The sequence below is a fragment of the Telluria sp. AC161 genome (genome assembly GCF_979258535.1).
The window spans coordinates 4,242,257-4,266,365 of sequence record NZ_OZ409861.1; the positions used below are offsets into that span (position 1 = coordinate 4,242,257).

At 67.1% G+C, this 24,109-nt stretch carries 16 protein-coding genes; 11 read left to right on the forward strand and 5 right to left on the reverse strand.

Annotated elements, in window-relative coordinates; translation table 11 throughout:
* Positions 1 to 2 precede the first annotated feature (2 nt).
* The 11 genes from ACZ0AJ_RS18930 to ACZ0AJ_RS18980 all read left to right on the forward strand — a co-directional run bounded on the left by ACZ0AJ_RS18930 (position 3) and on the right by ACZ0AJ_RS18980 (position 15,141).
* Positions 3 to 2,918, forward strand: a complete 2,916-nt coding sequence (locus ACZ0AJ_RS18930) for a monovalent cation/H+ antiporter subunit A (RefSeq protein ID WP_499455966.1) — start codon at positions 3 to 5, stop codon at positions 2,916 to 2,918.
* Entirely contained in the window at positions 2,918 to 3,262 is a 345-nt protein-coding gene (locus ACZ0AJ_RS18935) for a Na+/H+ antiporter subunit C (protein ID WP_183555200.1), read from the forward strand. Before ACZ0AJ_RS18930 ends, ACZ0AJ_RS18935 begins: the two co-directional genes overlap by 1 nt.
* Positions 3,259 to 4,941, forward strand: a complete 1,683-nt coding sequence (locus ACZ0AJ_RS18940; protein WP_258838024.1) for a monovalent cation/H+ antiporter subunit D — start codon at positions 3,259 to 3,261, stop codon at positions 4,939 to 4,941. Before ACZ0AJ_RS18935 ends, ACZ0AJ_RS18940 begins: the two co-directional genes overlap by 4 nt.
* Positions 4,938 to 5,456 (forward strand): Na+/H+ antiporter subunit E, encoded by a 519-nt coding sequence (locus ACZ0AJ_RS18945; protein WP_183555198.1) that lies wholly within the window; start codon positions 4,938 to 4,940, stop codon positions 5,454 to 5,456. The genes ACZ0AJ_RS18940 and ACZ0AJ_RS18945 overlap by 4 nt, the downstream gene beginning before the upstream one ends.
* Complete coding sequence (locus ACZ0AJ_RS18950) at positions 5,440 to 5,718, forward strand: K+/H+ antiporter subunit F (RefSeq protein ID WP_183555197.1); 279 nt, start codon at positions 5,440 to 5,442, stop codon at positions 5,716 to 5,718. The genes ACZ0AJ_RS18945 and ACZ0AJ_RS18950 overlap by 17 nt, the downstream gene beginning before the upstream one ends.
* On the forward strand, positions 5,715 to 6,089 hold the full coding sequence (gene mnhG / locus ACZ0AJ_RS18955) for a monovalent cation/H(+) antiporter subunit G (protein ID WP_183555196.1): 375 nt from the start codon (positions 5,715 to 5,717) through the stop codon (positions 6,087 to 6,089). Before ACZ0AJ_RS18950 ends, mnhG begins: the two co-directional genes overlap by 4 nt.
* A 285-nt stretch (positions 6,090 to 6,374) precedes the next feature.
* Positions 6,375 to 6,890, forward strand: a complete 516-nt coding sequence (locus tag ACZ0AJ_RS18960) for a gluconokinase (protein WP_499455967.1) — start codon at positions 6,375 to 6,377, stop codon at positions 6,888 to 6,890.
* 97 nt (positions 6,891 to 6,987) lie between these two features.
* Positions 6,988 to 9,966, forward strand: a complete 2,979-nt coding sequence (locus ACZ0AJ_RS18965; RefSeq protein WP_499455968.1) for a TonB-dependent receptor domain-containing protein — start codon at positions 6,988 to 6,990, stop codon at positions 9,964 to 9,966.
* Between the two features lie 12 nt (positions 9,967 to 9,978).
* Complete coding sequence (locus tag ACZ0AJ_RS18970) at positions 9,979 to 11,295, forward strand: gluconate:H+ symporter (RefSeq protein WP_499455969.1); 1,317 nt, start codon at positions 9,979 to 9,981, stop codon at positions 11,293 to 11,295.
* Between the two features lie 20 nt (positions 11,296 to 11,315).
* Positions 11,316 to 14,363, forward strand: coding sequence for a glycosyl hydrolase family 28-related protein (locus tag ACZ0AJ_RS18975; RefSeq protein WP_499455970.1), 3,048 nt, complete (start codon positions 11,316 to 11,318; stop codon positions 14,361 to 14,363).
* 10 nt (positions 14,364 to 14,373) lie between these two features.
* Positions 14,374 to 15,141 carry a ThuA domain-containing protein gene (locus ACZ0AJ_RS18980; RefSeq protein WP_183555192.1) on the forward strand — a complete coding sequence of 256 codons (768 nt, stop codon included), beginning with the start codon at positions 14,374 to 14,376 and terminating at the stop codon, positions 15,139 to 15,141.
* A 168-nt stretch (positions 15,142 to 15,309) separates the two neighbouring features.
* Here the strand turns inward: ACZ0AJ_RS18980 and ACZ0AJ_RS18985 are convergent, their stop codons facing one another.
* Genes ACZ0AJ_RS18985 through ACZ0AJ_RS19005 form a run of 5 tightly spaced genes read right to left on the reverse strand, consistent with a single transcriptional unit; the run spans position 15,310 to position 24,014 of the window.
* On the reverse strand, positions 15,310 to 16,755 hold the full coding sequence (locus tag ACZ0AJ_RS18985; protein WP_499455971.1) for a PepSY domain-containing protein: 1,446 nt from the start codon (positions 16,753 to 16,755) through the stop codon (positions 15,310 to 15,312).
* Between the two features lie 11 nt (positions 16,756 to 16,766).
* Positions 16,767 to 18,863, reverse strand: a complete 2,097-nt coding sequence (locus tag ACZ0AJ_RS18990) for a TonB-dependent receptor (RefSeq protein WP_499455972.1) — start codon at positions 18,861 to 18,863, stop codon at positions 16,767 to 16,769.
* A 5-nt stretch (positions 18,864 to 18,868) separates the two neighbouring features.
* Positions 18,869 to 19,195, reverse strand: coding sequence for a DUF2149 domain-containing protein (locus tag ACZ0AJ_RS18995; RefSeq protein WP_183555189.1), 327 nt, complete (start codon positions 19,193 to 19,195; stop codon positions 18,869 to 18,871).
* On the reverse strand, positions 19,192 to 19,635 hold the full coding sequence (locus ACZ0AJ_RS19000) for a MotA/TolQ/ExbB proton channel family protein (protein ID WP_499455973.1): 444 nt from the start codon (positions 19,633 to 19,635) through the stop codon (positions 19,192 to 19,194). The genes ACZ0AJ_RS18995 and ACZ0AJ_RS19000 overlap by 4 nt, the downstream gene beginning before the upstream one ends.
* Positions 19,632 to 24,014 carry a cobaltochelatase subunit CobN gene (locus tag ACZ0AJ_RS19005; RefSeq protein WP_499455974.1) on the reverse strand — a complete coding sequence of 1,461 codons (4,383 nt, stop codon included), beginning with the start codon at positions 24,012 to 24,014 and terminating at the stop codon, positions 19,632 to 19,634. The genes ACZ0AJ_RS19000 and ACZ0AJ_RS19005 overlap by 4 nt, the downstream gene beginning before the upstream one ends.
* Positions 24,015 to 24,109 lie beyond the last annotated feature (95 nt).

Here is a 24,109-nt window from a genome sequence, read left to right on the forward strand (position 1 = left end):
CGATGACCTCACTGCCACTGATCCTCCTCGTCCTTCTCCCCTTCGCGGGCGCCATCATTTCCGCCTGCCTGCCCAACACATCGCGCAACCGGCCCGCCGCCGTTGCCGGCGTGTTCACTCTGGCGGCGCTCATCATCGCCATCTCCAAATTCGACGAACTCGGCGCCGGCCAGGTGGTATTGGAGCGCTATGAGTGGCTGCCGCTGTTCGGCCTGGACTTCATCATGCGCATGGACGGCCTGGCCTGGCTGTTCTCGATCATGGTGCTCGGCATTGGCCTCCTGGTGATCCTGTACGCGCGCTATTACATGTCCAAGCAGGATCCGGTGGCGCGCTTTTATGCCTACATGCTGGCATTCATGGGTTCGATGATGGGCGTGGTCCTGTCCGGCAACCTGATCCAGCTGGTGGTGTTTTGGGAACTCACCAGCCTCACGTCCTTCCTGTTGATCGGCTACTGGCAAGATAGTAACGACGCCCGCCGCGGCGCGCGCATGGCGTTCACCGTCACCACCGCCGGCGGCCTGTGCCTGCTCACCGGTGTGCTGATCCTGGGCCACATCGTCGGCAGCTACGAGCTCGATGCGGTGCTCGCCGCCGGCGACCGGATCCGCGCCCATTCGCTGTACCTACCGGCCCTGATCCTGGTGGCGCTGGGCGCGCTGACCAAGAGCGCGCAGTTCCCGTTCCACTTCTGGCTGCCCCACGCGATGGCCGCGCCCACGCCCGTGTCGGCCTACCTGCACTCGGCCACGATGGTCAAGGCCGGCGTATTTCTGCTGATCCGCCTGTGGCCGGCGCTGGGCGGCACGCCCGAATGGACCTGGCTGATCGGCGGGGCCGGCGTCATCACGCTGCTGCTGGGTTCCTTCTTCGCGATCTTCCAGAACGACATGAAAGGATTGCTGGCCTACTCGACCATCAGCCACCTGGGCCTGATCACGGTGTTGCTGGGCATCGGCTCGCCGCTGTCGGTGGTGGCGGCGATCTTCCACGTGATGAACCACGCGATCTTCAAGGCCTCGCTGTTCATGGCTGTCGGCATCATCGATCACGAGACGGGCACCCGCGACATGCGCGTGCTGCGCGGCCTGCGCCGCGCGATGCCCGTCACTGCCGCGCTGGCGATCGTCGCATCGGCCTCGATGGCCGGCGTGCCGCTGCTGAACGGCTTCCTGTCGAAGGAGATGTTCTTTGCCGAGACCGCGCACGTGGGCGGCACTGAAGACTGGAAGATGTCGTATGCAGCCGTGGCAATGGGCATCTTCAGTGTGGCGTATTCGCTGCGCTTCATCAGCGTGTTCTTCGGCCAGCTGGCCAAGGATCTGCCGCAGGAACCGCACGAGCCGGTACGCTGGATGCGCTTCCCGGTCGAATGCCTGGTGGTGCTGTGCATCGCCGTGGGCGTGATGCCCGAGCGCGTGGTGGGCGACATCCTGGCTGTGGCCTCGAGCTCCGTGCTGGGCGCGGCCATGCCGGCCTACGATCTGGCGATCTGGCACGGCTTCAACCTGGCGCTCGGGATGAGCGGCGCGGCGCTGGTGCTGGGCGCCCTGCTGTACTGGGTGCTGCTGCGCCGTCACGACCTGCGTGAACGCACGCGGGTGCCGGTGCTGCACCGCTTGAAAGGCGCGCAAGCCTACGAGAGCACGATGCTGGCGCTGTCGCTGGGCGCAACCTGGATCATCCGCCTGACCGGCACCCGGCGCCTGCAGCCGCAACTGCTGGTCCTGATGTCGTTCATGATCGTCGTGCCGCTGCTGCTGGTCGACCCATGGTTCAGCCTGCCACCCGTGAACCTGCTGAATATCGAACCGCTGTTCGCCGTGCTGTGGCTGATCGGCGCCGCCTGCGCTGCCGGCGCGGCCTACAAGGCCAAGTACCACCGCCTGGCGGCGCTGAGCATGGTCGGCGGCACCGGCATCGTCACTGCGATCACCTTCGTCTGGCTGTCGGCGCCCGACCTGGCGCTGACCCAGCTGATGGTCGAAACCGTGACCACGGTGCTGATCCTGCTCGGCCTGCGCTGGCTGCCGCCGCGTCTGGTGCCGAAGGTGCTCAAGCTGACGAAGGCGCCGCCAAGCACGTGGTTCCGGCGCTCGCGCGACAGCCTGATCGCCGTCGGCGGCGGCCTGGGCATCGCTGCGGCCAGCTATGCGGTGCTGATGCGCAGCCCGCCGCCGTCGATCGGCGAATTCTTCGTGCTGCGCGCCCTGACCGAAGGCGGCGGCTCGAACGTGGTCAACGTGCTGCTGGTTGACTTCCGCGGTTTCGATACGCTGGGCGAAGTGACCGTGCTGTCGGCCGTGGCACTGACCGTGTACGCGCTGCTGCGCCGCTTCCGCCCTGCGACCGAATCGATCGCGATTCCCGTGCAGCAGGCCAGCGACGTCGATCCGACCAAGGACCAGGCGCCGGCTGCGCAGGCGCGCCACGGCTACCTGATGATCCCGGCCGTCTACCTGCGCCTGCTGCTGCCGGTGATGGGCGTGATGGCAGCCTACTTCTTCATGCGCGGCCACAACCTGCCCGGTGGCGGCTTCGTCGCCGGCCTGATTTTTGCCACCGCGCTGATCGTGCAGTACATGGTCGCCGGCACCGACTGGGTCGAATCGCACCTGCGCCTGCGCCCGCACCGCTGGATTTCGTGGGGCCTGTTCTGCGCCTGCTTCACCGGCATCGGCGCCTGGTTCCTCGGCTACCCGTTCCTGACCAGCCACACGGCCCACCTCGACCTGCCCGTGCTGGGCGAACTGCACGCGCCGAGCGCGTTCATGTTCGACCTGGGCGTGTTCCTGGTGGTCGTCGGGTCGACGATGCTCACGCTCGTCGCGCTGGCCCACCAGTCGCTGCGCAGCCACCGCCTGGCCGCCGACGCCACGCGCGTCACCATTCCACCTGCCAAGGAGATCCTCTGATGGAGCTTGTTCTTTCGCTTGCCATCGGCATCGTGTTCGCCTCCGGCATCTGGCTTGTCCTGCGTCCGCGCAGCTTCCAGGTGCTGTGCGGCCTGATGCTGATGTCGTACGCCGTCAACCTGTTCATCTTCGCGATGGGCCGCCTGTGGATCGATGCGCCGCCGCTTACCCCGGCCGGCACGCTGCCTAACCCGGCGATCCTGGCCGACCCGCTGCCACAGGCGCTGGTGCTGACCGCGATCGTGATCGGCTTTGCCACCACCGCGCTGTACCTGGTGGTGATGATCGGTTCGCGCGGCCTGACCGGCACCGACCACGTTGACGGCCAGGAGCCCGATTTATGAGTCTGCACTGGACACAGCACCTGATCCTGGTGCCGGTAATACTGCCGCTGCTGGTCGGCGCCGCGCTGGCCCCGCTCACGCAGGGCTGGCACCGCCTGAAGTTCTGGCTCAGCTACGCCTCGATCCTCGGCCTCGTGGCCAACGCGCTGGCGCTGGTTCACTTCACTGACGGCGGCGCCTGGCAAGACGGCATGGGCATCTACCTCGCCGGCAACTGGAGTGCGCCGTTCGGCATCGCGCTGCTGGCCGATCGCCTGAGCAGCATCATGCTGCTGCTGACCGCCCTGCTGGGCCTGGCCTCGCTGCACTTCACCAAGCAGCGCTGGGGCCGGATCGGCGTGCACTTCCACACGCTGTTCCAGTTCCTGCTGATGGGCATCAACGGCGCCTTCCTGACGCACGACCTGTTCAACCTGTTCGTGTTCTTCGAAGTGATGCTGGCCGCCTCATACGGCCTGGTGCTGCACGGGTATAACGCCGAGCGCATCCGCGCCAGCATGCAGTACATCGCGATCAACCTGGCCGCCGCGCTGCTGTTCCTGCTCGGCCTGGCACTGATCTACGCGACCACCGGCACGCTGAACATGGCCGACGTGGCGGGCCGCGTGCCGCTGCTGGCGGGCGACGACCTGGCGCTGTTCAAGATCGGCGCGACGATGATGGCGCTGACCTTCCTGACCAAGAGCGCGATGTGGCCGCTGGGCTTCTGGCTGCCGACCACCTACGCCGCCGCGTCGCCGCCGGTCGCGGCCATGCTGGTGTTGATGACCAAGGTCGGCGCGTATGTCGTGCTGCGCCTGTGGCTGCTGATCTTCTCGGACGACGCCGGCGCCGCCGCCGGCTTTGGCCAGGACGCGCTGCTGTACGGCGGCATGGCCACCATCGTGTTCGGCGCCGCCGGCATGCTCTCGACCGATACGGCCGGGCGCATGGCCGGTTACGCGGCGATCATCTCGTCCGGCACGCTGCTGGCGGTAATTGGCTACGGCCAGCCGAACCTGGTCACGGCCGGCATCTATTACCTGATCGGCTCGACGCTCGCGGTGGCCGCATTCCTGCTGTTGATCGAGCTGATCGACCGCATCCGTACGCCGCGCTCGGCGATGCTGGCGCTGACCATGGAAGCCTACGCAGTCGAAGACGCACCGGTCGAACCAGTCGGACGCGGCGTGCCGGCCGTGATGGCGTTCCTGTCGCTGGCCTTCGCTGCATGCGCGCTGATGATCGCCGGGCTGCCACCGCTGCCGGGCTTCATCGCCAAGTTCGGCATGTTCCATGCGGTGCTCCATCCGCAGGTCGTGGCCACGGCCGCAAACGGCGTCATGACGGGGCCGACGACGATCCCGACCGCCGGCTGGGTGCTGATCGCGCTGATCGTGCTGTCGGGCCTGATCGCCGTGATCTCGATGATGCGCTTCGGTGTGCGCACCTTCTGGGCCAGTGGCGTGCTGGTGCCGCCCAAGCTGCACCGCACCGAAGTGATGCCGATTATCTTCTTGCTGGGACTGGCGATCGGGATGACGATCCAGGCCAATGCGCTGTTTGGCTACCTGGCACGCGCCAGCGACGCGATCCATCGCCCGGCAACCTATATCGGCCGCGTACTGTCCGAGCCGAGCCTGCCCGGGCCGGCCTCATCGCCCGCCCCCACCATCAACCTGACACCGGAGGCGCCATGAAGCGCTGGCTCCCCCACCCCGTCGTCTCGCTGCTGCTGTGCGGCCTGTGGCTGTTGCTGAACCAGACGTTCTACCCAGGCCACGTCCTGCTCGGCGCCCTGCTCGGCATCGCCGCGCCGATCCTGACGCGGCATCTCAACCCGCTCGGCTACCCGCGCATGCGCGCACCCGTCGTGGCGCTGCGCCTGCTCGGCTTTGCATCGGTCGAGGTCGTGCGCTCATGCTTCAACGTCAGCCGCGTGATCCTGTTTGCCGATTACGCCAATCTCAAATCGGAGTTCATCCGCGTGCCGCTGACGATGCGCGACGAGTACGGCCTGGCCGCGCTGTCGTGCCTGATCAACATGACGCCGGGCACGGTATGGACCGAGATCCAGCCCGACACCCATGAGCTGGTCCTGCACGTGTTCGACCTGCACGATGCAGCCTGGTGGGTCGACACCATCCAGACCCGCTACGAGCAACCCCTGATTGAAATCTTCGAGAAGAAAGGCCCCCATGGCGACCCTGCTTGAACTGTCGATCGGCTACGCCCTCGTGTGCGCCATGGCGGCAATGCTGCTGTGCGCCATACGCCTGCTGATCGGGCCCTCGGCCCACGACCGCGTGCTGGCGCTCGATACCCTGTGGATGTGCGGCATGCTGCTCGCGCTGGTGCTGGGTATCCGCTTCGGCACGCAAATCTATTTTGAGGTGGCGATGCTCATCGTGCTGGTCGGCTTCGTTTCGACCATCGCGATCGCCAAGTTCCTGATGCGCGGGGAGATCATCGAATGAATGGCATCGAACACTTGCCCGACTGGGCTGCCCTCGTCGTCTCGCTGCTGCTGATCGTGGGCGCGAGCATCGTGCTGATCGGCGCGCTGGGCCTGCTGCGCCTGCGCACCTTCTACCAGCGCATCCACGGGCCGGCCATCACGGTCACGATCGGCGCCGGCAGCCTGCTGCTGGCCTCGATGCTGTACTTCACGGTCGCGCAATCGCGGCCCGTCGTGCATGAAGTGATCATCACGCTGTTCATCCTGCTCACGGCGCCCGTGGTGTCGATGATGATCATGCGCGCCGCCGTCTACCGCGACCTGCGGGCCCGCCGACCCGATGCCGGCGCCACCGCCGGCGACGTCTACTCGATCGTCGACGAAGAATAAGTCACTGGCCGGGGGCGATCTGCGCCCCGGCCGGCCTCTCCCGTAGAGTAAATACAACACTCCTGTCATGACGTTGGCGCATCGCAGCAATGATAGCGCTATCAAGTCACATCCTCGCGCGTCGAGTCAGCGGCCCTGCGCAACCTCGAAATTTCCTGCGAGACACCGGCGCTACGCCGCAAGATTGCATTGCGTTGCAACATCGATATCTGGTTTACAAATTTCATAAGCTCGACAACACTGAAAAAAAGCGCGATGTTAGCGCTAACGAATTGAGGAGATACGATGTCGGCAAGCAGCACATCCCCCGCCCTGCGCTGGGTTGTCATGGGGGTCAGTGGATCGGGCAAGAGCACGGTGGGGGCCATGCTGGCCGCCCACGACGGCGTCCCGTTCCTCGAAGGCGATGCCTATCATCCGCCCGCCAACGTCAGCAAGATGAGCGCCGGCATCCCGCTCGACGACGATGACCGCGCCGGCTGGCTCGCCAGTCTGGCCGGCGAAATCCGCGCCGCGCGCGAACAGGGTCATGGCCTGGTGCTGTCTTGCTCGTCGTTGAAGCGGCGCTATCGCGACCTGCTGCGTGACGCCGATCCTGCCCTGCGCTTCGTCCACCTGGCCGGCCCGCGCGAGCTGATTGCCACGCGCATGACAAGCCGCCCCGGCCACTATATGCCGCCGTCGCTGCTCGAGAGCCAGCTGCGGATCCTCGAGCCGCTGCAGCTAGATGAAGCCGGCCTGACCCTCGACATCACACTGGCGCCGCAGGCGCTGATCGAACGCATCACGGCCAGCGCCTGACCTCAAGCGCAGCCCTTACCGATTTGCCAGCGGGCGCAGCCACCCACCCATAGAGGCGGCGCGCTTTCATCCAACGAGCATCGAGGAGACAACCATCATGCGCACACCCGTTCAACGCACTCTCATCAGCCTGGCCGTTGCCAGCGCCTGCTGGATGGTCGGCGCCGCCGCCCACGCCCAGCAGGCGCAAACCGAGCCTGCCAGCGACATCACACCCGAGGCGACCGCGCCCGAGGCCACGCCGGCAGCGGCAGAACCGGTCTCCACGTCCGTGGTGCGCATCTCCGGCTCGCGCATCGCCGCGCGCGGCTTCTCGCAGCCGACGCCCACCACCAGCCTGAGCGCCGCCGACCTCGAAAAGGCGGCCAAGCCGAACCTGTTCAACACGCTGACCGAACTGCCGGCGCTGCAGGGCAGCACGGGCCGCACGACCAGCACCAACAGCACCAGCAGCGGCATCCAGGGCCTGAGCTCCCTGAGCCTGCGCGGCCTGGGCACGATCCGGACCCTGACGCTGCTCGACGGCCAGCGCGTCGTCGGCGCCAACGTCACGGGCGTCACCGACGTCAGCCAGTTCCCGCAACTGCTGGTCAAGCGCGTCGACGTCGTCACCGGCGGCGCCTCGGCGTCGTACGGCTCGGACGCCGTGGGCGGCGTGGTCAACTTCGTCACCGATAAAACCTTCACCGGCTTCAAGTCGAATGTCCAGCTTGGCCAGACCAAGTACGACGACGACCGCGGCGCCACGGTGCAGGCAGCCTGGGGCCGGGCCTTCCTCGACAACCGCCTGCACGTAACGGCCAGCGGCGAATTCACCAAAGAAAACGGGATCGAATCGCCCGGCATCGGCGGCATGGGCCCGAACGGCCGCACCTGGTACCAGAACCCGGCCTATTCGGTGCGGCCCCTGAACCAGACCGGCGACGGCCTGCCGCAATACCGCGTGATCTCGAATGCGCAGCAGTACCAGTATTCGAAATATGGCCTGATCACGAACGGCCCGCTGCAGGGCACCGCGTTCGGCGACGGCGGCGTGCCGTACCAGTTCCAGTATGGCTCCAACGGCCGGCCGACCGGCACGGGCGCCGTCACCGGCTGCGTCAATCCGTTCTGCATCGGCGGCGACTTGAGCGGCAGCGTGGGCTCGGGCACCAACCTGGCCATGAACTTCAAGCGTCAGGTGGCCTACACCCGCGTCTCGTACGACCTCGATGCGAACAACCAGGTCTACTTCACCGCCAACTACGGCCAGGTCGCCTCGCGCTTCTCGCCCAACCCGGGCGCGGCCAAGAATGCCAACCTGACCATCCAGTGCGCGAACCCGTTCCTGCCGGCGTCGATCCTGGCCGCCTGCGCGCAGAACAACATCACCAGCTTCCAGTACGGCACCGCGAACGCGATCTTCCCTGAAAACATCGACGTGCAACCGACCCGCACCCAGCGCCGCTTCGTCATCGGCGCCGAAGGCCGGTTCGACCTGTTCGGCAAGTCGTGGGGGTATGACGCCTATATCACGCATGGCGAGAACAAGACCAATCTCGACGCCAACAACATGACGATCAACCGCCGCTACAACGCCGCGATCGACGCCGTGCGGGCGCCGAACGGGCAGATCGTCTGCCGCAATCCGGTGGCCGCCGCATCGGGCTGCGTGCCGCTCAATATCATCGGCAACAACGCGGTGGATCCAGCCGCCTGGGCCTACATCGCACCCGAAAACGGCCCGCGCCAGCGCACCACGCAAAGCCAGGATGTCGGCAGCTTCAACATCAATGGCGAATTGTTCGAAGGCTGGGCCGGTCCGGTGTCGGTGGCCACGGGCGCCGAATACCGCCGCGAGAAATACCGCGTGCGCGGCGACGCCTACGGCAACGGCGTGTCGCCTGCGTCGCCGAACAACGCCATGTATCCGGTCGACCCGCTGCTCGACACCACGGTCGGCAACAACTGGTACGCCGGTAACTTCCACAACGGCGACGGCAGCTACAACGTCCGTGAAGCCTACGTGGAGCTGAACATCCCGCTGCTGAAATCGGCCACCTGGGGCGAAGCAAACCTGAACCTGGCCGACCGCGAAACCAAGTACAGCACCGCCGGCAGCGTGGGCAGCTGGAAGATGGGCGCCACCTGGCAAACGCCGGTCGACGGCCTGCGCCTGCGCGGCGTGACGTCGAAAGACGTGCGCGCACCGAACCTGAGCGAGCTGTATGCCGCGCCGGTGGTGGTCAACAATGTCGTGCAATACCAGGGCAACACGATCAGCGTGCAGGAGCGCACCGTCGGCAACACGGCGCTGCGGCCCGAGATCGCCCGCAACAACTCGTTCGGCATCGTCCTGAGCCAGCCGACGTGGGCGCCCGGCTTCTCGGTGTCGCTCGACTACTTCGACATCAAGGTCAAGGGCGTGATCGCGGCGCTGACGATCCAGCAGGAAGTCGACCTGTGCGTGGCCGGCAACCAGGAAATCTGCGCGGCGATGGTGCTCAACAACCCGGGCAACAACTACGTCACGGTGCAGAACTTCAACCTCGCTTCGCTGCACACGAAGGGCTTCGATATCGAAACCTCGTACCGCACGGGACTCGAGCGCCTGAACCTGCCGGGACGCTTCACGTTCCGCGCGCTGGGCACGCGCAACCTGCACTTCATCACCGATACGGGCGTGGTCGGCACGATCCCGGTGGATGCGGCCGGCTCGAACATGGGCAACACGCCGAAGTGGAAGGTGCTGGCGCAGCAAAGCTGGGAGCACGACAAGCTCAGCCTTACGCTGACCGAGCGCTGGGTCAGTGACGGCACTTACCGCAACGACTTCATCGAGTGCCAGACCGGTTGCCCGGTATCGACGCTGATCCACCCGACCATCTACAACAACCGGATGAAGGGCGCGACCTACTTCGACCTGGGCGGCAGCTACAACGTGTCCAAGCAGTTGCAGCTGTACTTCAAGATCGACAACCTGGCCGACAAGGACCCGGAACCGGCGCCGCAGACCAATGCCAGCTATGGCATCAACCCGGCGCTGTACGACGTGGTCGGTCGCACGTACCGGGCCGGCCTGCGCTACGGCTTCTGACCGGCCGGCGGCATGCTCGATATCGTCTCGGTATTGCTGGCGGTGGGCCTGCTCACGCTCTTGATCGCGTGGGGCAAGGTCCAGCCGCTGCTGGCCTTCGTGGCAGCGTCGCTGCTGGCGGCGCTGCTGCTGGGGGTGCCGCTGGCGCGCATCCCCGGCGCCATCGAAAAAGGCATCGGCGACCTGCTCGGCTCCCTGGTGGTGATCATCTGCCTGGGCGCGGTGTTCGGCAAACTGATCGCCGACAGCGGCGCCGCGCGCCGCATCGCCACCTGCCTGGTCGATGCGCTGGGGCCGCGCCGCCTGCCGATCGCGCTGACGATCACCGGCTTCGTGGTCGGCATCCCGCTGTACTACAACGTCGGCTTCGTGCTGCTGGTGCCGCTGATCTTCTCGCTCGTCTACAGCTCCGGGCGTCCGGCCGTGGCGCTGGCGATCCCGCTGCTGGCGGGCCTGTCGATCGCGCACGGCTTCCTGCCGCCGCACCCGTCACCGGTGGCGCTGGTGGCCGCGATCCACGCCGACATGGGCACCACGCTGCTGTACGGGATCCTGGTGGCGGTGCCGACGTTGATCATCGCCGGGCCCGTGTTCGCCATGACGCTCACGCGCATTCAGGCCAAACCGGCCGCCATCTTCCAGGAAAGCCAGCAGGCGCCGATTGCGCAGTTGCCCGGCGCGTTCAACAGCTTCGCCACCGCGCTGCTGCCGGTACTGCTGCTGGGCGCGACGACGCTGCTGACGATGGCGCGGCCTGATCTCAATGGTGTGCTGGCGTTCTTTGCCAATCCGCTGGTCGTGATGCTCGTGTCGTACGCGGTGGCGATCGTCTCGCTCGGCCTGGCGCAGGGCCGCTCGTTTGTCACCGTGATGCAGGGCCCGGCCGAAGCGATGCGCGAGATCGCGCCGATCCTCCTGATCATCGCTGGCGCCGGCGCGCTCAAGCAGGTACTGGTCGAATCGGGCGTCAGCGCCGATCTCGGCGCGCTGCTTTCGGGCTTGCCGGTGTCTCCGCTGGTGCTGGGCTGGCTGGTGGCGACCGTGATCCGCATCTGTCTTGGTTCTGCCACCGTGGCCGGCGTGACGGCCGGCGGCATCGTCGCCCCGCTCGTCCAGAGTTCGGGCGTCGACCCGAACCTGATGGTGCTGGCCATCGGCGCCGGAAGCCTGATGTGCAGCCACGTCAACGACTCCGGCTTCTGGATGTTCAAGGAATATTTTGGCCTGTCGCTGCAGGACACGTTCCGCTCTTGGACGCTGATGGAAACGCTCGTCGGTGTCTTCGGCCTGCTGTTCGTCCTGCTGCTGTCCCAACTCTTATCGCTGTGATCCGTTTCAAGGAAACCACCATGATGACAAGGCTGTTCGATCTTCCCCGTGCACTGGCCTTCCTGCTGCTGCTGGCCGCCAGTGTCTCCGCCGGCGCTGCTTCCCTCTCTGCCTACCCCGCCATGCCGGTCGACCCGCGCGCGATCGTCGTGCGCGCCACCGGCGACGGCGTCACCGACGACAGCGCCGCGCTGCAGGCGGCGATCAACAGCGCGGCCAACGGCGGCCAGGGCGGCGTCGTGTTCCTGCCGTCCGGACGCTATCGCGTCACGCGCTCGATCCTGATTCCGCTGGCGGTGCGCGTGTATGGCGTGGGCCCGACGCGCCCCGTGTTCGTGCTGGCGGCGAATACGCCCGGCTTCCAGAAGGGCGTCGCGAACATGGTGATCTTCACCGGCGGCGACCAGTACAGCGTGGGCAAGGTGCCGATGCCGGTGCCCAGCGCCGTGCCGTTCAGTGCTGAAGACGGCAAGGCGGTACGCAACGCGAATTCATCGACCTTCTATTCGGCGCTGTCGAACGTCGACTTCGAGATCAAGGATGGCAACCCGGCCGCTGCCGCCGTGCGCATGCACACGGCGCAGCACTCGAACCTGAGCCACATCGATTTCCATATCGGCTCGGGCCTGGCAGGCGTCTACCAGGTGGGCAACGTGGCCTACAACCTGCGCTTTCACGGCGGACGCTACGGCATCCTGAGCGAGAAGACCTCGCCCGCCTGGCAATTCACGCTGCTCGATTCGACCTTCGACGGCCAGCGCGACGCCGCGATCCGCGAACATGAAGCGAGCCTCACGCTGGTCAATGTCGACATCCGCAATACGCCGGTGGGCGTGGAGATCAACCGCGGTTATGGCGACTGGTTGTGGGGCAAGGACGTGCGCTTCGAGAACGTCAGCCGCGCCGCGCTCATCGTCAGCAACGAGAACAATGTGTACACGCAGGTCGGCATGGAAAACGCCAGCGCGCGCAACGTGCCGACGTTCGTGCGCTTTCGCGACAGTGGCAAGACGCTGGCCGGCAAGGGCCGCGACTACCTGGTGAAAGAATTCAACTACGGCCTGTTCATCAAGCAGATGGGCGAGCCCGGCCAGTTCTCGACCAACTACAAGACGGCGGCGCTGCCGGCCAGTGCGGCGCCAACGCGCGCACTGCGCGCCCTGCCGGCGTCGAACGACTGGGCCAATGTCCTGGACTTCGGCGCGAAGGGCGACGGCAGCACCGACGATACGGCGGCGCTCCAGAAAGCCATCGACAGCAAGCGCACGGTGTACCTGCCGCTGGGCTTTTACGTCGTCAACGACACGATCCGCATGAAGCCGGACACGGTACTCATCGCGCTGCATCCGGGCCTGACGCAACTCGTGATTCCGAATGGCTCGTCGCAGTACCAGGGCATCGGCAGCCCGAAGGCACTGTTAGAGAGCGCACGTGGCGGTGACGGCATCGTCTCGGGCCTGGGCCTGGCCACCGGTGAAGTCAACAACCGCGCCGTGGCGCTGCTGTGGCGTGCGGGCGAACAGTCGCTGGTGGACGATGTGCGGATCCAGGGCGGCCATGGCACGCGCCTGTACGACGGCAGCCGCGCCGACCCGTACAAGAAGGACGCCAAATTCGACACCACCGCGCACTGGGACCGCCAGTATCCGAGCGTCTGGGTGACCGATGGCGGCGGCGGTACGTTCTCGGGCATCTGGTCGCCCAGCGGCTATGCGCAGGCCGGCTTCTACGTCACCAACACCACCACGCCCGGCAAGGTCTACGAGCTCTCGGCCGAGCACCACATCCGCGCCGAGATCGTGCTGGACAAGGTGCAGAACTGGGAATTCCTGGCGCCGCAGACCGAGGAAGAAGTGCGTGACGGCGCCGATGCCGTATCGGTCGAGATCCGCAACTCGAAGAACATCCTGTTCGCGAACTACCATGGCTACCGCGTGACGCGCTCGTACAAGCCGATGCCGGCCGCGATCCTGGTCACCAATTCCAGCGACATTCGCTTTCGCAACGTGCACGTGAACGGCGAGAGCGGCTTTGCCAGCTGCGACGACGCCGGCTGCGCCACCTATCTGCGCGCCAGCAAGTTCGCCTACGAGAACGCGATCCGCGACGTGACCAACAAGCTCGATGTGCGCGAACGCGAGTTCGCCGTGTTTGACTACAGCGGCGCGCAGCGCAAGGCGCCTGCGCCGCTGGGCAAGGTGGCCAAGCTGGAAGGCGGCTTCTATTCGATCGCCGGCGGCGCTGTCGATGCACAGGGCAAGCTGTACTTCGTTGACCGTCACTGGAAGCGCATCTTCAGCTGGACCAAGGATGAAGGCCTGGTCGTGGTGCGCGATGCGCCGCTCGATCCGGTCAACCTGGCGATCGACAACAGCGGCAACCTGATGGTGCTATCGTCCTACGGCCCGCAGGCGAGCGTGTATGCGTTCGATCCGCGCAAGTCCGGCCTGGACATGACGATGATCCAGCCGACGCCGGTGGCGGCGCACAGCATTGCGTCGAATCGTAGCCGCATCGCGGTGCCCGTCAACTTCTGGCAGAACGGCGAATTCAAGGACCAGCTCAATCCCGATACCTACGAATTCACGACGCTGGCCGAGATGTTCGCCCGCGACGTGGCGCTCCCGAAAGCCAACCAATACGTCTCGCCTGACGGCAGCCTCGCGCTGCCGGCCTACCGCGTGCTGCGCCAGGGCGCGGCAGACCACCTGGGCTGGCGCTGGGCCGATTCGCTGCAGACGCACGGTTTCGTCACGGCCCCGGTGGGTGGCCGCGTGGTGTTTACCAACGGCTCGGAAAACCGCACCTTTAGCGGCGTGGTGGGCGCTGGTGGCGGGATCACTGACCTCAAGCTCGTGGCCAACCGCGGCGGCGAAGGCGCGGCAGTCGCGCCGAATGGCGACGTGTACGTGGCCAACGGCCAGGTCTTCATCTACGGCAAGGACGGCAAGCAAAAGGGGCGCATCGACGTACCGGAGCGCCCGCTGCAACTGCTGTTTGGCGGCGCAAACAAACGCACGCTATTCATCCTGACCCACCACGCGCTGTACGCAACGCAGATCAATTAAGGACACCACTATGAGACGCATCACCAGGGCGCTGGGCGCAGCGCTGCTGCTGGCAGCGGCAGCGGACGGCATGGCTGAGGACCAGTTCAAGCTGCTGGTCCTGGCCATGCCCGGCAAATACCACTACGAGTACATCCCGATTGCGCGGGACAGCCTGGAGCGCATGGCCAAGCTGCACGCGTTCGAACTCACCTACACCAACAAGCCGCAGGTGTTCGAGGGCGACCTGACGCAATACGCGGCCGTGATGTTCCTGAACACACCGGGCGAAGAGCTGAACGCGGCGCAGCGCGCGAAGTTCGAGGCGTACATGCGAGGCGGGGGCAACGCGATCGTCGTGCACCGCGCCGCGATCACGCCGCCGAACGACTGGGTCTGGTACGAAAAGATGGTGGGCCGCTCGGTCGGCCCGCACCCGAAGCTGCAGACGGGCGTGGTCACGGTCGTCGACCAGAACTTCCCCGCCACCTTCGGCCTGCCCGCACGCTGGATCTGGAGCGACGAGTTCTACGTCACGACCAATCCGTATCAGGTGAAGATCGACACGGTGCTGAGCGTGGACGAGTCGAGCTACGACACGACGAAGATCTGGCCGGGACAAACAGTCAAGGGCATGGGCAAGGACCACCCAATCGCTTGGCATCACCGGCACGAACAGGGCCGCGTGTTCGTCACCACGCTGGGGCACAACGGCGAGATGTACCGCGATCCGCAGTACCTGAATCATCTGCTGGGCGGGATTTACTGGAGTGCGACGGGGTTGGGGCAGAAGCGCTGATCGGGTGTGCAAACCAATCGCGCGCTTCGTGGCGCAGTAACGGCCGTTGGACGCGTGGATGGCATAGCCATCCACCCTACGCTTCAATGTAGGGTGGACGGCTATGCCGTCCACGCGTTCAAACCAACTTCGCTCAATCGCGTACCACGCACGTCGGCGTGTGCCTGGTCACACCACGCGCGTGCGCTTGCGCAGACGCTTCCACCCCAGCACCAGCCCGGTCGACGTCAACGCAGCGCCCAGCGTGCACAAGGCAATCACGGCCATATCCCACACCGGCCTCCGGCGCAGGAACGCGAAATCCATCTGGTGCATGCCGTTGAAAAGCCAGCGGTTCCAGCGCGTGTTGCGGTCGACGAAACCGGCCACGCGGCCATGCACCGCATCGATATAGAACACCGGTGCATCGGGCAGCGCGAACCGTGTGCGCAGTACCGGGAAGGACGCCTGTCGATGATGGCCATAGTAATAGTCGTCAGCGTCGCCCAGCATCGTCGTCGTCATTGCCACGCCGGGCCGGATGGCTTGCGCGCTGCGCAGCAGCAGCGCTTGCGGCAGCACGCTGGACACGGCGCCATCCTGCGCGCGCAGCAGCGTGCGCACGGTGCGGCCCAGGGCGCTCAGGTACAGCGTGCCTCCCACGCGGCGCCATTCCAGTTCGAGCGTGCCGGGATGCGCGCGCAGCAATGCGCCCGCATCGATTGCCAGGTCATCGCTGGTCAGCGCCCCGCCTGCGAATGCAAGGCGATCCTGCGCGGTCGCGCCCGGGTCGGACGGAAAGCCGAACGGGCCGACCGACAGCCAGCCGCTGAACAGCCAGGTGATGACGAGCACACCGCCGCTCAGGCCCAGCCAGTGGTGCCAGCCCTGCCAGCCTTTGTACGGCGACATGCGCCCGCCCGCATAGCGGCGCTGCACGCGCAGCCGCTGGACGCCCAGCACCATGCCGGTCACGGCCAGCAGCAGTGCGACGCCGGACGTCGACATCACGGCCAGGCGCCATGCTTCGTTCTGCTTGCGCAACGGCGTGACGTAGATCCAGTGGACGACGGCGCCGACCCAGTTCCAGGCGCGCTCGCTGCGTATCGTGTCGCGCACCAATTCGCCGGTGCGGCTCGAGACATACACCACGCTACCAACGTCATCGTCGGCCGTAACGCGCAGCAGCGGCTGGTGCACGCGCACCGCGCCGAACGTCCACTGGTCCACGTCGATGGCTTCGAACGACAGCGAACGCGCATCCGGCGCTGCGCTGCGTGCACTGCTCGACGCTACCTGCTCGTCGACCACGAGCACCGCGCCGTTGTCGGCCCACACCGAGCTCCAGGTGGCGTCATGGCCAAAATGCCAGGCCGGGCGGCCCGCCACCGTGTTCAAGCGCACCGCATCGGGCATGCCCTTCAATGCCGTCTCGCGCCAGGCCGCATCCGCGCTCACCTGGACCCGCGCCGGATCGAGCGGCGCAAGCCACGTGCGGCGCTCCGCCTCGGTCAGCTCGGGATACGGGACATACATCATCACGATGCCCGAGCCAAACCACAGCAGCACCAGCAGGCCGATACCGATCCCAAGCCAGCGATGCCACAGGTGCAGCTGGCGCTTCATCGAAGCCATCGCACGCCCGATCAGTAGCGCCAGTGGACGGTCAGCTCGGCATGCCGCTCGTCACCCAGCAGCGACTGGGTCGGACCGTAGCCGGTGATCGCATACAGGCGGTCGGTCAGGTTGCGCAGGTTGAGCTGCACCTGCACGTTGCGGTTCACGGTCCAGCCGATCGACGCGTCCAGCGTCGTGTACGCCGGCAGCGTTCGCGTATTGGCGTTGCTGATGAAGCGCTCGCCCACGTATCGCACGCCCGCGCTCGTGCGCCAGGCACCGGCGCGGTGCGTCAGCCACAGGTTGGACGACAGCTTCGGCACATCGGCGGGCCGGTTGCCGGCGCGCGAGATGCTGCTTCCCCCTGCGCCCGACTCGAGCAGCGCATCGAATTCGGCCTTCGTGTACGCCAGATTGCCCTCGATCCGCCAGGCCTGCGCCAGGCGCACGCTGGCACTGACTTCCGCACCCTGCGACGTTTGCGACCCGCCCTGCCTGGAGATGGCAGCGTTGTCCGGGTCGCGCGTGATGATGTCATCCTTCTCGATGCGGTACAGCGCCGCGGTCCATTCGGCCGCGCCACCATCCAGCACCCCCTTGACGCCCGCCTCGACCTGGCGCGCGTCGGTGAGCTTGAAGCGGCTATTGGCCAGGTTCATCGACAGGAGGCTCGTCACCGGGTCGCTGCCGGTGCTGAACTGGCCGTACAGTGACGTGGACGGGTCCAGCTTCCAGCTCGCGCCCAGGCGCACGGCGGTCGAGCGCAGCGTCGCGTTGTGGTTGCCGCTTGCAGCACGCAAGTCCTGATAATCGACCCGGTAGCGGTCATGGCGCGCACCGGCCGTGAGCAGCAGGCGCTCGTTCACGCGGTACGCGTCTTCCACGTAGAACGCGTGCGTCAGCGTGTCGGTGGCGAAGTTCGGCACAAAGGCATCGGTCGCGCCGCTGAAACTGCCCGGATTGAAGCCGGTCGGCGCCACGGTCGACGCGCCGCCGTACGGCGCATTGTTCGTGTGCCGGAAGTTGATCGTCGAGACTTCCCAGCCTGCGACGATCTGGTTCGCGCCGTGCTGGTAACGCGCCTCCAGACGGTTTGCGGCCTGCTCCTGGTTGTGGCGGATGCCGATGTAGTCGCTGCGATCGACCACGTTGCGCACCGGGTTGTAAGAATACGATTCGATATTGCGCCAGTCGCGGCGCGCCTTGAAGTACGCCAGCTCATTGCTGATGGCAAGGCCCGGCGCTGCCTGCCAGTCCAGGCGCGCGACGGCCTTGTCGTCGACGTAGCGCAGCACGGCGTCGCCGGCGTTGTAGTTCTCGTCGCGCAGCGCTTTGGCCAGGGCGCCGTTCACCAGCGGCGTGCCAAAGTAGCGCACTGGTTCCTGCTCGGCGTGATCGAGTTGCGCCGACAGCGTCACGCCTGGCGCGAGCGTCGTGGTCATGCTGGTCAGGATCTTGCCGTGGCGCGCTTCGCCGCGTTCGATGAAGCCGTCGCTGCGGCCGGCATAGGCATCGATGCGAAACGCGCCCTGCTCGCCCAGTGCGCCGGTGGCGCCCACGCCGGCGCGCAGCGCCTGGCCACCGCCAACGCCGCCCATCACTTCAAGCGACGCTTCACGGCGCGGCGCCTTGCGCACGGCATTGATGATGGCGCCGGTCGTGCCGCTGCCATGGACCACCGAGCCCGGGCCACGCAGCACCTCGATGGTCTCGTAACCCCATGGATCGGCGGGATAGGTGGCCGTGCCGGAACCGACCAGCAGGCGCTGGCCGTTTTCCAGCAGCGCGACCGAGTTGTTGCCATTGAAACCGCGCGCCGAATAGCTGATGCCACTACCGGGCGAGCTGCTGTCGGTCAGGCCGGTAGTGCGCGTCACGGCGTCCTTGACCGACAGGTCGCCGCGCGCCGCGATCGTCGCGGCGTTGAGGGTCTCGGCGCTGGCCGCCAGGTCGAGCGTGCTGATGTCCAGGCGGCTGCCGGTGCTGTTGGCGCGGTCGAGCGCCAGGCCGTCGTCACCCGCGCCGGCGTGGATGGTGACGGTGGGGACGGCCTGGGCGAAGGCGCCGGTGGCGCACAGCAGGCCGATGGTGGCCGGCAGCGCGCGTAACAAGGTTGGGTTCATCATTTGCTTTATTTTTTTGCCGGGGTTGCCGTGGGCTCGATCAGCACCAGCTTGCCGGTCTTGGGATCGCGATAGACTTCGCCGACGCGGTCATAACCGCTGCCGTCTTGCGTCACGCCGCTGGCGGGGCGCTCGATCTGGCGGCCCTTCTCGACCGGTTGCGGCGGTTTGATGGCGCCTTGCGAGCCGGCGATTGCCGCGATCAGGCCACAGGCAAAGACCAGCATCACGTCGACGAGGTTGACCAGGCTCGCGCGCGGGTCTTCGTCGCTCTGGTCGAAGCGCGCGTCGAGGTGACGGTACAGGCGCAGACGGCCACGTGCCGGGGCGCTCATGCCAGCGGCTCCATCGCGTCCAGCGTCTCTTCGTACCAGCGGCGGCGCAGCTTGCCGATCACCAGACCGGCAATGCCGGCAACGAGGCCCAGCACGGTCGCGTCGAAAGCAACCGTCACGGCGCTGGCCAGCTTGGCGGGATCGCCTTCACCCAGCGCGGCCAGGCCAGGCCCGAGCGGAATGATGGTGGCCATCAGGCCGAGCATCGGCGGGATGCGCGCCAGCAGGTCGGCGCGCTCCAGGCGGTGCCGGGCAAGCTTCTGCACGTGTTCGACGTTGCCGGATGCGCGCAGCCGGGCCAGCCCGTGAAATCGCTCGCCGACGGCGATGCCGGATTCGACCAGCGCAATGGCGCAGCCGGCCAGCAGCGCCACCAGCGAAGGCGTGAGCAGCCAGCTGACGGCGTCGTGCAGCCAGGCATAGGACAAGTGATCGATCATGGAGTACTCCTTACAGGTTGAGGGATGCTGCGGCCGCGCCACAGGCCGAGCGCAAACAGGGCGAAGCAGGCGGCGAGGATGACCAGGACCTGCACGATGCGCAGGCCAGGGAGCGGCGCGGGTTCGGGTTGTTGGTTGAGTTCATACACGCGCATCGCTGGCGGAGCCGCCGGTGCGGGCGCAGATGGCGCCTGTCCCTGCTGCGCGTCGGCGCGTGGTGGCGCCTGCAGGGCCGACGCCGCTGCCGGCGCGCCGGCCGGCACCGCGGCCGCAAGCGCCGGCAGCATCTCGCCGCGTGCCTTTGCCAGCGTCACGCCAAGCTGCTGCGCGTCGCCACGATCGAGTTGCGGCGCCAGCCAGCCCCACATCGGGTGATCCGGCGACGTGTGGCCGCTACCCGGCAAGCCGTTGGCGGCGACCAGGCGCGCCAGCTCGCCGCCCATCGTGCGGATCGTTTCCGGGTCAGTCTTCCAGAAGCCTTTTTCGGCGGCCACCATGAACACGGCCAGCATGTGCGCCTTGACGTGCGCGTTGTGGCGCTGGCCCAGGAACTCGGGCAGGCCGAGCTTGTGCGCATCGTCGAAGTAGACCGCCTTGACCTCGTCCCAGGCCCAGTTCTTCACGAGATCCGGGCGCGTGACCTGCCAGCCCCACAGGTTCTCGATGAATTCCTGGCCCATCGTGCGTGCGCCCGAGTAGCCGTTGTCCATCAATGGGCGCAGCCACGCAGGGTTCAAAAAGCGCCCGCGCAATTCGCCCAGCAGCGCGGTGGCCAGCGGCTCGACGTCGGCCTGGCCCGGCCGCCCGTGCTGCAGGATCAGCGCGTCCGGCACGCGGCCGGTGCGCGTCTCGACGGCCAGCGACAGGCCGCCCAGATAGTCGAAGGCGTCGTTGTTGTCGAGCAGGCCGTACAGATTGCTCGCGCGGCCGTGGTAGGTGCGGTGGATGCCGTCCAGCGCCACGTCGAACGCGCGATGCTGCGCGTCGCCGTCGGCATCCAGGCCGTACGCATGGCCCATGCGATTGCGGTAGGCGCGGCCGATTTCCTCACGCTCGCGCCAGGCGCCCGAGCGTTCGGTCAGGCGGTTCACGCCCGTGCCATAAGCACCCGGCGCATCGCCGAACACGCGCAGCGCAGCGCCCTGCCCTGCTTCGATGGTCGATGCCCCGCCCGCGACCAGCGCGCGCTGGCGCACCAGCCATTCGCGCGCGACCCGGTTGTCCTGCACGGCTTCATTGCCCCAGGCGGCGCCCTGGAGCGGCGCCAGCGCCGCTTGCAGCGCCTCGCGCAGGGCCGGGTCCTGCCGCGCCATCGATTCGGCGGACGCCGCCAGCGCCAGCCGGCCGGCGCGGTCAATCAGGCGGATCAGATTCGGATACAGGTCGCGGAAGAGGCCAGACGTGGTCACCAGCGCATCGCGCCGCACGGCGCCCGGCACCAGGCGCACATCGGTGACGATGCCGCGCGCATTCCAGACCGGCTCGGCGCCCATCATGGCCAGTGCGAAGCCGACCATCACGCCCTCGTCACGCACCGCGTCCGACGCCCACAGGATGATGCCTTCGCTGCCTTGCTCCCGCGCGGCGTCGCCCTTGCTGCGCGCCATCGCCTTGGCCGCCATCTTTTGCGCCAGCCCGAAACCCAGGCGCGTCGGCAGGATGTCGCCATCGACCGCGTGGAAGTTGCGGCCGGTCGGCAACGCCTCGGGTGAACGCAGCGGATCGTTGCCCTTGCCCGGCTCGATATAGCGGCCATCCAGGCCCGCGAGCAGGCCGACCATCTCGCGCCGCGGCGAGTCGCGCAGCTTGTCGGCGATGGAGGGATCATCGATGCCGCTCTTGGTCATCGAATCGAGCATCAGGTCGAGCGACTTCTGATCCCACGGCCGGCCAAACACGTGCAGGCCAAACGGCATGAACTTCTCTTGCAGCTTGGTCAGGTAGTGGCCAACCTCGTGCGCCAATAAATCGTCATCGGCGGCATCGAAGCCGATGCCCCGCACTTCGAGCACGTCGGACATCGACGCTTCGAGTTCGGCGCGCAGGTTCAGCGCCACGACGCGCTCGCGCATCAGTTGCGCGGCCTGCGTCTTGAGCGACTCGGACGACGCGGCTTCGAAGCTCTCGACGATCTGGCGCAGCGACAGCAGCTCGTCGTACAGCGGCGTCGTCGCCAGCGGGGGCGTCAGGTGGTCGACGATGATCGCCAGGCCGCGGCGCTTGGCCTGCGTGCCCTCGCCCACGCCGTCAACGATGTACGGGTAGATGCCTGGCAGGTCGCCTGCGATCAGGCTGGGATAATCGTCGCTCGACAACCCAACCGCTTTACCGGGCAGGAATTCAAAGGTCGAGTGGCGCCCCACGTGCACGACAGCATCGGCCTTGAAGCGGTCGCGGATCCAGTGGTAGAAGGCCAGGTACTGGTGCGGCGGCGTGATGCTGGTATTCGCATGCAGCAGTTCTTCATCGACTTCCCAGCCGCGCGGCGGCTGCGGGCCGATGAACACATTGCCGAACGTAAGGCCCGGCACCAGCAGCTTGCCGCTGTCGACCATCACCTTGCCCGGCGCCGGGCCCCAGCCGCGCATGCCTTCGATGCCGTAGCCGATCAGGCGCCGATACAGTGGTGCGAGCGCCTTGCACGGACTGGGCTTGCTGTCATCGAGGCAGGCGCGGTAGCCGTCTTCGAGCGCATGCAGGTCGCGCGTGGCCTGCACGCGCTGCGGATGGTCGACGCCTTCGACCAGGTGCAGCAATTCCTTGATGATCGTCTCGGCCTGCTTGCGGCCCGGTGCGCGCTCGCCCTGCACTTCGGCGACCAGCACGTCGGCATGCAGGCGGCCCAGCATGCCGTCCTTCATTTCGCCCTGCACCCGCGGTGCAAGCGTGGCGAACCAGCGCGCATAGTCGGCGGCGCTGACGCTATTGACGGTGGCGCTCATCTCGCGCAGCGCGGCGCGGTCTTCGGGCAGGTTCACGCCGTGCGCCATGATCATGTCGAGCAGCGCTTCGGGCGTGGCGGGCAGATCGCCGACCGTGTAGCCGGCAGCTTTGAGCGCATGCAGCATGTCGAACAGCGACGCTGGCACGTTCAGGTTGTCGGCGCCGATGTTCTGGCGGCCCGGCGGGTGGTTGTAATAGACCATCGCGACGCGCTTGTCGGCGTTGCGCTTGGCGCGCAGCGCCAGCCAGCGGCTCACGCGCGCCGTCATGCGATCGACTTCGGCCGGCAGCAGCACCGGCGGGCGGTTCTCGATGCCGGTCAGGCGGTCGCGCTGCGACTGGCCCAGCGCCGCCACCACCATCGGCTGGCCGATGCCCTGCAGCTCGGGCAGCGCGACGCGGTACTGGACCGAATCCGGCGGCAGGCCATCGGGCGAAAGCTGCCACTGAATGGCGGTGCGGTCCGACAGGCGGATCGCCTTGAACACGGGGATATCGAGGCGTTTGAAGGCTTCGCTGACGACTTCGCGGCCTTCGGCGGCGCCGACGACGAAGTCCTGCAGCACCACCAGCGCCGCCGGCTTCGCTGGCGCGATCAGCTCCGGCAGGCGCACCAGCGCTTCGCGCGAGGCGCCGCCCCAGCGCGTGAGCAGCTGCACGCAGGCCTGGCCCTGTTCTTCGATGCGGCGGCACAGGGCCGCCGGCACCATGCCATCCATGTTCGCCAGGTCGAGCACGACGACGGTCGGGCGGTCCTTCAGACCCAGCTTGGCGGCGTTGCCCCATGCGGCAGCATCCTGCAGCTCGTTCTGGCCGACGCGCAGGCGCAGCGTTGGCTCGGGCAGCGGAGCGCCCAGTGCTGTCGATGGATGCAGCAGGTGGGCGATGAGGGCCGTGGTGTTGTCCACGCCGCCCGCTTGCCAGACGCGCCGCGCCGCGAGCCAGTGGCGGGCGGCGGGATTCGCTTCTGCCGCCTGCAACGCGGCAGGCGCCGGCGCTTCGGCAGCCAGTTCGCGCAGCAGCTCGGGCGCGAAGCCGGCCAGGCTACCGTGCGCGGCGCGCGTCATCAGGTTCAGGCTTGCTTCGCCATTGAAGGCCAGCACCGCGGTGCCTGGCTTGGCGTGGCGCGCCAGCGCATCCTTCATGCGGCGCGCCGGATCGCCGAACAGCGACACCGCCAGCACCGTGTCGGCGCCCGCGATCCACTGGCCCACCTCGCGTTCACTGGCGGCCATCAGCTGGGCCGGCGTGCGCAACTGAATCCGGTCGCGCGGGTGGCTGGCCAGGTGGCGGTGGGCGGCCTCGATCGCACCTGGCGCGGCGCGCTCGGTGACCACGGCGAACATGGTGGCGGCGTGGCTGTGGGCGCAGGCAAGCAGGGACGCGAGCAGAAGCACCAGCGCAGTACAGGCGCGGGGGAGCGAAGCAGTGTTCATGTGAACGTCGACCTTTCAGCTGCGCGCCAGGGCGCGCATGACAATGGGCAGACGTCTTCCTTCCACGCTGGGCGCAGCAAGCCATGCGCACACGC